The sequence below is a fragment of the Nonomuraea sp. NPDC001699 genome, from assembly GCF_053596455.1.
Genome location: NZ_JBSFGF010000019.1, coordinates 179206 through 191260 on the forward strand (window position 1 = coordinate 179206; position 12055 = coordinate 191260).

General features: G+C 70.9%; 9 protein-coding genes. 4 read left to right on the forward strand and 5 right to left on the reverse strand.

The genetic code is table 11. The annotated features are described in order from the left end of the window. Positions 1 to 17 precede the first annotated feature (17 nt). Positions 18 to 941, forward strand: a complete 924-nt coding sequence (locus ACWCSU_RS39450) for a zinc-binding dehydrogenase (protein WP_449941935.1) — start codon at positions 18 to 20, stop codon at positions 939 to 941. On the opposite strand, the gene ACWCSU_RS39455 is transcribed toward ACWCSU_RS39450, so the two are convergent. Next, a complete protein-coding gene (locus ACWCSU_RS39455; protein WP_357708089.1) occupies positions 907 to 1356 on the reverse strand; it encodes a hypothetical protein in 450 nt (149 codons plus the stop codon). The two genes, ACWCSU_RS39450 and ACWCSU_RS39455, sit on opposite strands and share 35 nt — an antisense overlap. Positions 1357 to 1431: 75 nt before the next feature. On the opposite strand from ACWCSU_RS39455, the gene ACWCSU_RS39460 reads away from it, so the two are divergent. Continuing rightward, positions 1432 to 2358: an N-acetyltransferase family protein gene (locus tag ACWCSU_RS39460; RefSeq protein ID WP_449941936.1), complete on the forward strand. Its 927-nt coding sequence runs from the start codon at positions 1432 to 1434 to the stop codon at positions 2356 to 2358. Here ACWCSU_RS39460 and ACWCSU_RS39465 read toward each other — a convergent pair. Further along, positions 2345 to 2917, reverse strand: a complete 573-nt coding sequence (locus ACWCSU_RS39465; protein WP_449941937.1) for a PadR family transcriptional regulator — start codon at positions 2915 to 2917, stop codon at positions 2345 to 2347. The genes ACWCSU_RS39460 and ACWCSU_RS39465 overlap by 14 nt on opposite strands. 93 nt (positions 2918 to 3010) lie before the next feature. Here ACWCSU_RS39465 and ACWCSU_RS39470 point away from each other — a divergent pair, with 93 nt between their 5' ends. Next, positions 3011 to 3763 (forward strand): alpha/beta hydrolase, encoded by a 753-nt coding sequence (locus ACWCSU_RS39470; protein ID WP_357708094.1) that lies wholly within the window; start codon positions 3011 to 3013, stop codon positions 3761 to 3763. On the opposite strand, the gene ACWCSU_RS39475 is transcribed toward ACWCSU_RS39470, so the two are convergent. Next, positions 3741 to 5753 (reverse strand): molybdopterin-containing oxidoreductase family protein, encoded by a 2013-nt coding sequence (locus ACWCSU_RS39475; RefSeq protein WP_449941938.1) that lies wholly within the window; start codon positions 5751 to 5753, stop codon positions 3741 to 3743. The two genes, ACWCSU_RS39470 and ACWCSU_RS39475, sit on opposite strands and share 23 nt — an antisense overlap. A 459-nt stretch (positions 5754 to 6212) precedes the next feature. On the opposite strand from ACWCSU_RS39475, the gene ACWCSU_RS39480 reads away from it, so the two are divergent. Further along, positions 6213 to 8588, forward strand: a complete 2376-nt coding sequence (locus ACWCSU_RS39480; RefSeq protein WP_357708098.1) for a lysylphosphatidylglycerol synthase transmembrane domain-containing protein — start codon at positions 6213 to 6215, stop codon at positions 8586 to 8588. Between the two features lie 41 nt (positions 8589 to 8629). Here ACWCSU_RS39480 and mgrA read toward each other — a convergent pair whose 3' ends face one another. Both mgrA and ACWCSU_RS39490 read right to left on the reverse strand, forming a co-directional pair. Beyond that, entirely contained in the window at positions 8630 to 9628 is a 999-nt protein-coding gene (mgrA, locus tag ACWCSU_RS39485; RefSeq protein ID WP_449941939.1) for an L-glyceraldehyde 3-phosphate reductase, read from the reverse strand. Further along, positions 9625 to 11715, reverse strand: coding sequence for a S9 family peptidase (locus ACWCSU_RS39490; RefSeq protein WP_449941940.1), 2091 nt, complete (start codon positions 11713 to 11715; stop codon positions 9625 to 9627). Before ACWCSU_RS39490 ends, mgrA begins: the two co-directional genes overlap by 4 nt. Positions 11716 to 12055 lie beyond the last annotated feature (340 nt).

Sequence of the window (12055 nt, forward strand, 5' to 3'; positions counted from 1 at the left end):
TCGGTGAAGCTGGCCCCATGAGCGTGAGGGCCGTCGTCTGCACCGAATACGGCAAGCCGGTCGAACTGGTCGAGTTGCCCGATCCGATCCCCGGTCCCGACCAGGTGGTCGTCGAGGTCGAGGCGGCCGGCGTCAACTTCGTGGACGGGCTGATGGTGCGCGGCGGCTACCAGATCAGGCCGCCGTTGCCCTTCACCCCCGGCTACGAGGTGGCCGGGCGGCTGCCGGACGGACGCAGGGTCGTGGCGGTCACCGGGCTGGGCGGGTTCGCCACACGGGTGCTGGTGCACCGGACGCAGGCCGTACCGCTGCCCGAGGGTTTCGACGTGCTCGCGGCGGCGGCGTTCCCGCAGAGTCACTGCACCGCCATGTACGCGCTCAAGGAGCGCGGCCGGCTGCTCCCCGGCGAGCGGGTGCTCGTGCTCGGGGCGGGCGGCGGTGTGGGTCTGGCCGTGGTCCGGGTCGCCAAGGCGCTCGGGGCCGTCGTGCTGGCGGCGGCGTCCACCGGTGACAAGAGGGAGCGCGCCCGGCGGGCGGGAGCCGACGACGTGACCGGCTACGACGGTCTGAAGGACGCGGCCAGGGCGTGGGGCGTGGACGTGGCGGTCGACCCGGTCGGCGGCGAGCTGTCCGAACAGGCCCTTCGCGGGCTGCGCGAGGGCGGGCGGCTCCTGGTCGTCGGATTCGCCTCCGGCGGCATCGCGAGGCTGCCCGCCAACCAGGTGCTGCTGCGTGACCGGGCGGTGGTGGGCGTCGACTGGGGTGCGTGGTCGCTGGGCCACCCGGCGGACAACCGGGCCCTGCTCGAAGGTCTGCTGGCGATGCCGGGCATCGTTCCGGAGGCGCCGGAGGTCAGGCCGCTGGCGGAAGCGGGCCGGGCCATGGACGACCTGCTGGAGCGGCGGGTCACCGGGAAGATTGTGCTCGTCCCTTCATCGTGACGGTCAGGATCGCGGCGATCAGGTAGACCAGCGCGCCGTGCCACATCGCCTGCACGGCCGAGCCGAACACGCCCTCGCCGTCGAGCACGAGCTGCACCGGGTAGTCGAGCACCGCCGTGATCGCGGCGGGCAGGAGCGCGAACTTCCACGGATGCCGCAGCGACCAGAGCCGGGCCTGGCGGGTGACGCGGTCGCCCTCGTTCGGCTTGGCGACCGAGCCGATCGCGGCGATCAGGGCGAAGAGGCTGATACCGAGCCCCAGGGCCCAGACCAGGTCGCCGGTGCCGGTGAGCGCGCCCATCCCGAAGCTGGCGGCCGAGACCACGACGCCGCCGATGGCTGCGGTCTTCCAAGGGGCGCCCCGCAGGGCCGCCGCGGACAGTGAGACCTCATCGCGTCTACTGATTTCGTTCATGTCCTCATGGTGCCGCCGCGACCCCCCTGGAGGCATCGGGGACCGACCCTGACCTGTCCCTGACATGATTCCCATATGACGGAAATCGCCATTGTGCAGTTGGGGCCGGACGAGGGGGAGCGGCTGAAGGAGGTCCGGCTGCGGGCGCTCCAGGAGTCACCGGACGCGTTCGGCTCCTCGTACGCGCGGGAGGCCGGGTTCTCCGCCGACGAATGGACCGAACGGCTGAAGAACCCGCACTCGCGCTGGTGGGTGGCCGAGGGCGACGGCCTGGGTGATGTGGGCCTGGTGTGCATGCTCCTGGAGGAGTCCGGCGCCCACCTGCTGTCCATGTGGGTCGCCCCCGAGGCCAGGGGACGCGGCCTCGCCTCCCGGCTGGTGGACCGGTCCGTCGGGTGGGCGCGTTCGTCCGGGGCCGAGCAGGTGCAGCTGTGGGCCGTCGACGCCAACCACGCCGCCCGCGCGCTCTACGCGGCCAAGGGCTTCACCCGCAGCGGCAAGGTCATGGCCCTGCCCTCCAACCCGTCCCTCATGGAGTCCCACTACGTGTTGTCCCTGCTGTTCCGCCAGGCGCGCAAGGAGGACGTCCCGGCCATCGTGCGGATGCTGGCCGACGACCCGCTCGGCGCCGCCCGCGAGGGGGAGCCCGACGACACCCGCTACCTGATGGCCTTCGACCGCATCGAGGCCAACCCGTACGACGAGCTGATCGTGGCCGAGCAGGAGGGCGAGGTGGTGGGCACGATGCAGCTCACGTACCTGGCCGGGCTGTCGAGGCTGGGCGCGGAGCGGTGCCAGATCGAGGCCGTCCGGGTGGCGGCCACGACGCGCGGCCAGGGGCTGGGCGGGAAGATGATCCAGTGGGCGATCGACCGGGCGCGGGCCAGGGGGTGCACCGTCGTCCAGCTCACCTCCGACAAGTCGCGCGCCGACGCCCACCGCTTCTACGACGCCCTCGGTTTCACCGCCTCCCACGAGGGCTACAAACTCACCCTGAGCTGAGCGGAACGGCCTCCGGCTGAAGGCCGCCGCCGAGCTGGGTCAGCATCCAGCGGCACCACTCGGCCCGGTGCCGCTCGTAGCTCAGCCCGCAGCGCAGCGTCGCGTAGCCGCCGAACCTCGGGTCACCGAAGGCCGGCTGCCCGCCGAACGACGCCTCCTGCCGCTCGTAGTCGGCCAGCCGCTCCTCATGGGCGGCGAGCTGCTCGGCGAACAGCCGCCGCAGCAGCTCCGGCTCGGCCAGCCACGCCGCGTACGTCTTGAGCACCAGCTCGTCGCGCTCCGGCCGCTCGCGCGGCGGCTCGGTGACCCATGCCCGCAACGCCGCCAGCCCCTCGGCGGTCAGGTGGTAGACCTTCTTGGCCTGCGGCCCCGGCCCGTGCGCGCTCTCGAACCCGACCAGCTCGGCCGCCCGGAGTTTCTGCAGCTCGGCGTGGATCTGGCTGTGCCCGGCCGTCCAGAAGTAGCCGACCGGCCGCCGCATGGCCGCCGCCAGGTCGTATCCGGTGCGGTCGCCGCGCGCCAGCACGGCCAGGATCGCGTATCCGAGCGTTGAGGTCATGGTGGGTCCAAGGATATGGTGCTTGCGGCACTATGTCAGTTCAGACATAGTCAGAAGAAGGGCGCGGCGGCCATGCGGAAGATCATCGGATGGATGGCACTCCTCACACTGGGGCTGACCGGCTGCGGGGGCACGGTCGGCACCGGCGCGACCGCCGTCCGCACCACGGCCGCCGAGGCCCCTTCCCCTGACCCGACCCCCACCCCGAGCCCGCCGCCCACCGGCCCCAACGTCTCGGGCTGCTTCACCGAGCAGGACGGCAAGATCTTCACCCACGTCCGCGGCCTGCCCGGCGTGATCACCGGCGACGGCCCGGTGGGCGTGGTGATCAGCTACGAGCGCCGCGGCACCGTGTGCTCCTGGCGCCCGCTGTCCGACCGCCTGGTCGCCGCCGGCTACCGCGTCCTGCTCTACGCCAGGGACGCCGGCCTCCTGCCCGAGGACGGCGCGGTCGCCATGGGCAGGCGCCTGGCCAAGGAGAAGGGCGTCGAGCGGCTGTTCCTGGTCGGCGGCTCGATCGGCGCCACAGCCTCGGTCCCGGCGGCCGAGAGGCTGGCCGGGAAGGCAGGCGTGAAGGTGGCCGGCGTCGTCGCCCTGTCAGGCGAGATCGACCAGGGCGACGCCGCCGCGCTCACCGTGCCGCTACTGCAGATCGGCTCCGAGCACGACTCCTACGGCGGCGCCGAGTCGATGCGCGCGGCCGAGGCCGCCGCGACCAAGGCCCCGGACAACCAGGTGATGGTCATCCCCGGCGAGTCGCTGCACGCCTCGGCCCTGTTCGGCAGCCCTCACGCCACCAAGGTGCTCGACACGGTCGTGGCGTTCATGGACCGGCACAAGGGCTGACCTCGACCAGGTTGTCGTGGAAGGCGGGCCCCTTGCCCATGTCGGCGTCCCGCTCGGCCACGACCGCGTTCGCGTTCGCGCCGCCCGGGCTCAGCTTCGGCCACCGGCCCTTGGGGGTCGCCACCACGCCGGGCGCGACCCGGTCGCTGATCTCCACGTCGGCCAGGAACTCGCCGCCGTCGTTGTGCACCCGTACGCGCTGCCCGGACGTCAGCCCGCGGGCCGCCGCGTCGGCCGGGTTCACCAGTACCGCCGGCTCCTTGGCCCGCCGCCGCAGCTCCGGGTTGTTGGCGAAGATCGTGTTCAGGAACGTGTGCGAGGCCGGCGTGACCAGCGTCAGCGGGTACGCCGACCGCTCGGCGCCGGCCGTGTGCGGCGGCACGTACGCCTTCCCCGAGGGCGGGAAGCGCAGCCGCCCGGAAGGCGTCGGGAAGCCCTCGGCGAACGGCGCGAACGGCTTGGGGTAGTTCATCCGCACCCACCCCTCCTTGCGCAGCCGGTCCAGCGTCACGCCTTCGAGCGACGGATGCCCGCTCGCCAGCAGCGACTCGGCCAGCTCCAGGTCGGAGTCGTACAGGGACGGCTCGGTCAGCCCCATGTGCGCGGCCAGCCGGCGGAAGGTCTCGGTCGTGGACAGGCACTCGCCGGGCGGCGGCACGGCGGGCTCGTTCCACAGCAGGTACATGTGGCCGTAACCGGCGTGCAGGTCCATGTGCTCGGTCTGCATGGTCGCCGGCAGCACGATGTCGGCGTAGTCCACGGTGTCGGTCGGGAACTGCTCCATGACGACCGTGAACAGGTCCTCGCGGGCGAGCTGCCGCCTGATCGTGTTGGCGTCGGGGGTCGAGCCGAGCGGGTTGGCGGCGTACACCCACAGGCATTTGACGTCGTCGAGCTGGGAGCCCAGCTTGGTCATGACCAGCGTGCGCACGGGCTTGGCCAGCAGGTCGTTCCGGGTGTCGACGTTCACCCGCACGTGACCGCTCGTCGAGTACGCCACGCCGCCGCCCGGATGCCGCCAGTCGCCGGTCACACCGGGGATCGCGGCGATCGTGCGCATCGCGGCGCCGCCGCCCGCGTGCCGCTGGATGCCCATGGTGGCGCGGATCGCGGTCGGCCGGGTGTGGGCCAGGCGCATCCCCAGGCTGTGGACGTCCTCGGCGGGGATGCCGGTGATCTCCGCCACCCGCTCCACCGGGTGCTCCAGGATCTCCTTGCGGAAGTCCTCCCAGCCCTCGGTGTGCTCGGCCAGGAACTCCTCGTCCTGGGCGTTCTCCGCGAGCACGACGTTGAGCAGCCCGAGCGCGAGCGCGGCGTCCGTGCCCGGCCTGATCGCCAGGTGCTGGTCGGCCTGGTCGGCGGTCCTGGTGCGGATGGGGTCGATGGCGACCACGTACGCGCCGTCAGCCCGGGCGTCCTGGATGAACTTCCACAGGTGGTGGCCGCTGGTCAGCGTGTTGGTGCCCCAGAGCAGGATCAGTCTGGCCTGGGCGAAGTTCTCCGGGTCCATGCCGCCCGCGGTGCCGTTGGCCTTCATCAGCCCGCTGCTGCCGGCCGCCGAGCAGATGTTCAGCCAGTGCTTGGACGCCCCCAGCACGTTCCAGAACCGGCGCCCGGCCACGCCCTCGCACCCCTGGAGGTAGCCCAGCGAGCCGGTGCCCAGATAGGGCCAGATCGCCTCGCCGCCGTGCTCGTCCACGATGGCGCGCAGCCGCGTCGAGATCTCGTCGAGCGCCTCGTCCCAGGTGATCCGCTCGAACTGCCCCGAACCCTTCGGCCCGGTACGCCGCATCGGGTACAGGATGCGGTCGTCCGCCTGCGTGTGCTCCAGGTACCGGTTGACCTTCACGCACAGCGCGCCGCGGGTGTAGGGATGGTCGGGATTGCCGCGCATCTTGACCGCCTGCCCGTCCCGGACGGTGACGACCCACGAGCAGGTGTCCGGGCAGTCAAGCGGACATGCCCCCAAAACCCTCAAATCACCCGACATGCGGACAGCCTACGTCGAGGGCCGGGCGTGACGGTCGACCGCCCGCGCCGACGCGCCGGTGAACGGCCCGCCCCCGCGACACCGCCGATCCGACCTCGGGAAAGAACGCAAAGGTGAAGGGTCGGAGTTCCACCGTGTACCCTGCCTCGCGCAGCCTGGACACGACGTACTCGGCCGACACGTCACGACCGGGCCGCCCAGGCGTCGGGGGCCACGGGGGCCGACGGCGGCATCGCGAGAGTGAACATGCCATGAACGTCCCAGGGCTTCACGGCCTCCACCCGCGGGCAGGTCAATGCTGGTCGAATCCTCACCCGGTGCGCTCGCCGGGACCAGGAACGAGGACACTGGAGAACAGAGATCGTACGGTCCGGCCGGGAAGGTGCAGAATCACTGTCGGTGGCCGAAATCAGGGAACGAGATGATGACACGGAGGACCTCGCGGAGGGGGATCCAGCCGTGGCCGAGCCACGCGCCGACGGCGGCGTCTACGTAGTCGAGCCGCTCCTTCCCCAGCGGTTGCGGCGGCCGTCCGACCTGCTGCGCTTCTTCGCGACGCTGGCGGTGCTCGCGGCGGTGATCCTGCTCGCCCTCGTCGCCAAGCAGACGCTCAACGGCCTGGAGCAGGACGTCAAGGTGGGCGCCGAGATGGTGCCGCTGCTCAGCCGGGTCGCCGCCTTCATCGGCAGCGCGGCCGTGCTGATCGTGCCCGCCGCGTTCGCCGTGGAGCGCGTCTTCCACCGCGACGGCCTGCGCGTCGCCGAAGGGCTGATCGCGGCCATCATCGGCATGGCCGGATCGTTCCTGCTCGGGCAGTGGATCGAGGCGAGCAGCCTGACCGACCTGCGCATCCTGCTCACCGGCGACCGCGAGATCGAGCCGCTGAACACGCTGCTCACCTCGGTCATCGCCTACACCACCGCGGTCCGCATCGCCCGCCGCCCCACGTGGCGCATGCTCATGTGGACCTCGATCGCCCTCTACATCCTCACCTACTTCTCCGGCAGGCAGATCACCCTGCCCAGCGCCATCGTGACCGTCCTGGTCGGCATGGCCATCGGCTACGCCACCCTCTACGGCGTCGGCAGCCCCAACACCCGCCCGCCCGGCAGCGCCGTGGTCGCCGCGCTGCGCAAGCTGTCGTTCTCGCCCGTCTCCGCCCGCCGCATCGAGGACGACCACCAGGGCAGCCGCCGCTACGCCATCGGCCTGAAGGACGGCACCAGCCTCGACGTCACCGTCCTCGACCGCGACCGCCAGGTGGCCGGGCTGCCGTACCGGCTGTGGCGGCGCATCAGGCTCAACTCCGAGACCAGGCGCAGGGCCATCCGCTCGCTGCGGGCCGAACTGGAACGCGAGGCGCTGATGGCGTACGCGGCCCAGGCCGCCGGCGCCAGCACGCCGCGCCTGCTCGGCACCAGCGAGATCGGCACCGAGGCCGCCCTGCTCGCCTACGAGCACATCGAGACCCGCCCGCTCGACGAGGTGCCCGACGCCGAGATCGACGACGCCCTGCTCGCCCAGATCTGGGAGCAGGTCGAACTGCTGCAGATCCAGCGGCTCGCGCACCGCCGGCTCACCGGCGACAGCATCCACCTCGACCGCGCGGGCCGGGTCGTGCTGACCGACGCCCGCAGCGGCGAGATCGCCGCCGGCGACCTGCTGCTCCGGCTCGACATCGCCCAGCTCCTCACCTACCTGGCGCTGCGCGTCGGCGCCGAGCGCTCGGTCCGGGCCGCCGCCGCCGTGATGGGCCCCGACGCCCTGGCCGCCGCCATGCCGCTGCTCCAGCGCATCGCCCTGACCAGGGAGACCCGCTCGGCCCTGTCCAAGGCCAAGAACGTGCTCACGGGCCTGCGCGACCACATCGTGGCGCTCAAGCCCCAGGGCAAGGTCGAAGAGGTGCGCCTGGAGCGCTTCCGGCCGCGCACCCTGATCACGATCATCGCCAGCACGGTCGCCGCCTACGTCGTGCTGTCCCAGCTCAGCAAGGTCGACCTCTACAAGGTGGCGACCACCGCCAACTGGGCCTGGTCCGGCCTGGCGCTGATCGCCTCGTTCACCAGCTTCGTCGCCGCCGCCCTCATGCTGCGCGGTTTCGTGCCCGAACGCCTGCCGCTCTGGCGTACCGTCCTGGTGCAGTTCGCGTCGTCGTTCGTCAAGCTGGTCGCGCCCGCCGCGGTCGGCGGGGTCGCGATCAACACCCGCTACCTGCAGAAGCGCGGCATCGCGCCGGCGCTCGCGGTGGCCAGCGTGGGCGCCTCGCAGCTCATCATGCTGGTCTTCCACATCGCCCTGCTGCTGCTGTTCGCCTACATCACCGGCTCCGACGCGGCCACCTCGTTCACCCCCTCGCGCGGCCTGGTCGTGGCGATGCTCGCCATCGCGCTGCTGGTCGCGGTGGTGCTCGGCGTGCCGCCGCTGCGCCGGATGGTGACCGTGCGGATGCGCAGGCTGTTCTCGAACGTGCTGCCCCGCCTGCTCGACGTGCTCCAGTCGCCGGCCAAGATGATCGAGGCCGCCTTCGGCACACTCATGATCACGATCGCGTTCGTGGCCTGTCTCGACGCCTGCGTCGCGGCCTTCGGCGGCCAGCTGAGCTTCACCGCCGTCGCCGTCGTCTACCTCACGGCCAACGCCATCGGCTCGGCCGCCCCCACGCCGGGCGGCCTCGGCGCCGTCGAGTACGCGCTCACCCTCGGCCTGGTCGCGGCCGGCCTCGAATGGGACCTGGCCGCCTCGGCCGTGCTGCTGCACCGGCTGCTCACGTTCTGGCTGCCGGTGCTGCCCGGCTGGGCCGCCTTCACCTACCTCCAGCGGCACGAGGCCCTGTGAACCGCTCTCGGGCGGCACAGGGCCCCACGCGCCACGGCTGATCAGCGTCCCGACGCGACCGTTGCGGTGATCTTGTCGATCGCCGCCAGCTCGTCCTCGGTGAACACCGGGCCGTCCACGCACGCCACGTTGTCCTCAAGCTGCCCGACGCTGCTCGCGCCGATCAGCACGCTGGTCACCCGCGGGTCCCGCAGCGTCCACGACAGCGCCATCTGGGCCAGCGTCTGCCCGCGGCCCCTGGCGATCTCGTTGAGGTCGCGCGCCAGGTCCCGGTCGATCTGGTCGGCGCTCAGGAACCGGCTCGTCGCCGCCCGCGACCCCTCGGGCACGCCCTCCAGGTAGCGGTCGGTGAGCAGCCCCTGTGCCAGCGGCGAGTACACGATGCAGCCCATGCCCGCCTCCTCCAGCACGTCGAGCAGCCCGTCGTCCTCGATCCAGCGGTTGATCATCGAGTACGACGGCTGGTGGATGAGCAGCGGCGTGCCCAGCTCGCGCATGATCCGCGCGGCCTGCGCGGTCTGCTCGGCCGAGTAGTTGGAGATGCCCGCATAGAGCGCCTTGCCCGAGCGCACCGCCCGGTCCAGCGCACCCATCGTCTCCTCCAGCGGCGTCTCCGGATCGGGACGGTGGCTGTAGAACACGTCCACATACTCCAGGCCCATGCGGATCAGCGACTGGTCGAGGCTGGCCAGCACGTACTTGCGCGACCCCCACTCCCCGTACGGCCCCGGCCACATGTCGTACCCGGCCTTGGTGGAGATGACCAGCTCGTCCCGGTACGCCGCGAAGTCCTCCCGGAGGATCCGCCCGAAGTTCCGCTCCGCCGACCCGTACGGCACGCCGTAGTTGTTGGCCAGGTCGAAATGCGTCACCCCGAGGTCGAACGCGCGCCGCAGCACCGCCCGCGAGTTCTCGATCGGACGGTTGTCGCCGAAGTTGTGCCACAACCCCAGCGACACCGCCGGCAGCCTCAGCCCGCTGCGCCCGCTGCGGTTGTACGGCTGGCGCTCGTAACGCCGCTCATCGGCCCGGTAGCTCACGCCGTTCCCCTCTCGATGATCCAGGACAGCGCGAACGCCTCCTCGCGCCAGGCGTCGTACCGCCCGCTGCGCCCGCCGTGCCCCGCGCCCATCTCAGTCTTGAGCAGGAACGGCCCGCCGGACGCGGTCGCGCGCAGCCGCGCGATCCACTTGGCCGGCTCGTGGTACAGCACCCGCGTGTCGTTCAGGCTGGTGATCGCCAGAATCGGCGGGTACGCCCTCCCGTCCACGTTCTCGTACGGCGAATAGCTCTTCATGTACGCGTAGACGTCCGGGTTGTGCAGCGGATCGCCCCACTCGTCCCACTCGATCACCGTCAGCGGCAACGACGGGTCGAGGATCGTGTTGAGCGCGTCCACGAACGGCACCTCGGCCACCACCCCCGCGAACTGCTCGGGAGCCAGGTTCGTCACCGCGCCCATCAGCAGCCCGCCCGCCGAGCCGCCGCGCGCGACGACCCGCCCGCTCCAGCCGCTCTCCTTCAGGTGCCGCGCCACGGCCACGAAGTCGGTGAACGTGTTCCGCTTCCTGGTCAGCTTGCCGTCCTCGTACCAGTGACGGCCCATCTCGCCACCGCCCCTGACGTGCGCGATGGCGAAGACGAACCCGCGGTCGAGCAGCGACAGCCGGGGGACCGAGAAGCCGGGGTCGATCGAGGTCTCGTAGCTGCCGTAGCCGTAGAGCAGCGTCGGGGCCGGCGTCGTGGTGTCCTTGCGCTTGACGATCGAGATCGGCACGCGGGTGCCGTCCTCGGCCGTCGCCCACTCCCGGAACTGCTCGTAGTCGCCCGCGTCGTAGCCGCCGAGCACCGGACGCTGCTTGAGCAGGATCAGCTCGTGCGAGTCCAGCTCGTAGTCGTAGACGCTCGGCGGCGTCACCATGCTCGTGTACGCCAGCCTGAGCCGCGTCGTCGTGAACTCGGGGTTGCCCGCCGGGCCGACGTCGTACAGGGGCTCGGGGAAGTCGATCTCGTACGCGTTGCGCTCGGCCGCCTCGATCCGCTCGCGCCAGCCGGCGCCGGCGGCGCTGTAGGGCAGCACCCGCAGGCCGGTCAGCCCGTCGCGGCGGAAGTGCACCACGGCGTGGTCGGAGAACGCGTCGATCTCCAGCAGCCGGGTGTCCTCGCGGTGCCCGATCAGCGGGGTCCAGGTGGCGGGCTCGTCGATCGGGGCCGTGGCCAGCTCGAAGTTCTCGGCGTTCTCGTTGTGCAGGACGTAGAAGAAGTCGCCCGCGTGCTCGACGCCGTACTCCACGCCGGTCTTCCTGGGCCTGACGACCTGGAACTCGCCGGTGGGGTCGGAGGCGTCGAGGATGCGCACCTCACTCGTGATCTTGCTGCCCGCGCCCAGCACGAGGTACCGCTCGCTGCGGGTCAGCCCGATGCCCACCCAGTAGCGCTCGTCGGTCTCCTCGTAGACCAGGACGTCCTCTTCCGTGCCGAGGGTGTGGCGGTACACCTGGTAGGGACGCCAGGCGTCGTCCACCCGCGTGTAGAAGAACGCCGAGCCGTCGGCCGACCACGCGCCGCCGTAGAAGATGCCCTCGATCTCGTCCGGCAGCACCTCGCCCGTCTCAAGGTTCCTGAACCGCAGCGTGAAGCGCTCGTCGCCCTTGTAGTCGGTCGAGTAGGCCAGCATCGTCCCGTCGGGCGTGACGGCGCTGGTGCCGACGGAGAAGAACGCGCTGTCGCCCGCCAGCTCGTTGCCGTCGAGCACGACCTGCTCGCGCTCAAGGCGCTCGCCCGGGGTGATCTGCGGCGGCGCGTCACTGTCGGCCGGCACCCGGCAGGACACCGCGTACTGCTTGCCTTCCTCGGTACGCGTGAAGTACCACCACGCCCCCTTGCGGCTCGGCACCGACAGGTCGGTCTCCTGGGTGCGTCCCTTGATCTCCTGGAAGACCTGCTCCTGGAGCTCGGCGAGATGCGCGGTGTGCTCTTTGAGAAAGTCGTTCTCTGCCTCCAAGTACGCCGTTGTGTCCGGGTCGTCCTTGTTGCTTAGCCAGGCGTACTCGTCGATGAACGTGTCGCCGTGATGGTTGCGCTCAGTCGGTACCTTCTTCGCCACTGGCGGCGTGTTGCTGCTCACGGGGGGAGTCTATGTTCGGCCGTGATCGTTCTGTGGCCGGGAGACATGACGAACGCGTCCCGAGCGCTCAGGAGCGCTGCTAATCTTTAGGAGCCGACGAGGTGCGGCGCAACCCACTCCCTTCACTCCGGTGACTTTGGTGCGTTGCGACGTCCCACGACGGCAATCCCTTCTGGCTCGCGGGTTTGAAGATCGGTTCGCTAACCGAGCGACAGGCTGGTAAGTTAGAGGGGTTGTCCCGGAAGCGGGGCGCGACTTAATTACCGCAGGTCGAGCAAGTCCGGTCAATTTGACAGAGACTTGAACGGCTGAAAGAATTAAGACACAACGAAAGAACGCA

Excerpts from the sequence above, each read along its gene's own strand:
- ACWCSU_RS39470 (WP_357708094.1), top strand. The coding sequence starts at position 3,011 with ATGGCACTCCTCACACTGGGGCTGACCGGCTGCGGGGGCACGGTCGGC.
- ACWCSU_RS39460 (WP_449941936.1), top strand. The coding sequence starts at position 1,432 with ATGACGGAAATCGCCATTGTGCAGTTGGGGCCGGACGAGGGGGAGCGG.
- ACWCSU_RS39455 (WP_357708089.1), bottom strand. The coding sequence starts at position 1,356 with ATGAACGAAATCAGTAGACGCGATGAGGTCTCACTGTCCGCGGCGGCC.
- ACWCSU_RS39475 (WP_449941938.1), bottom strand. The coding sequence starts at position 5,753 with ATGTCGGGTGATTTGAGGGTTTTGGGGGCATGTCCGCTTGACTGCCCG.
- ACWCSU_RS39465 (WP_449941937.1), bottom strand. The coding sequence starts at position 2,917 with ATGACCTCAACGCTCGGATACGCGATCCTGGCCGTGCTGGCGCGCGGC.
- ACWCSU_RS39450 (WP_449941935.1), top strand. The coding sequence starts at position 18 with ATGAGCGTGAGGGCCGTCGTCTGCACCGAATACGGCAAGCCGGTCGAA.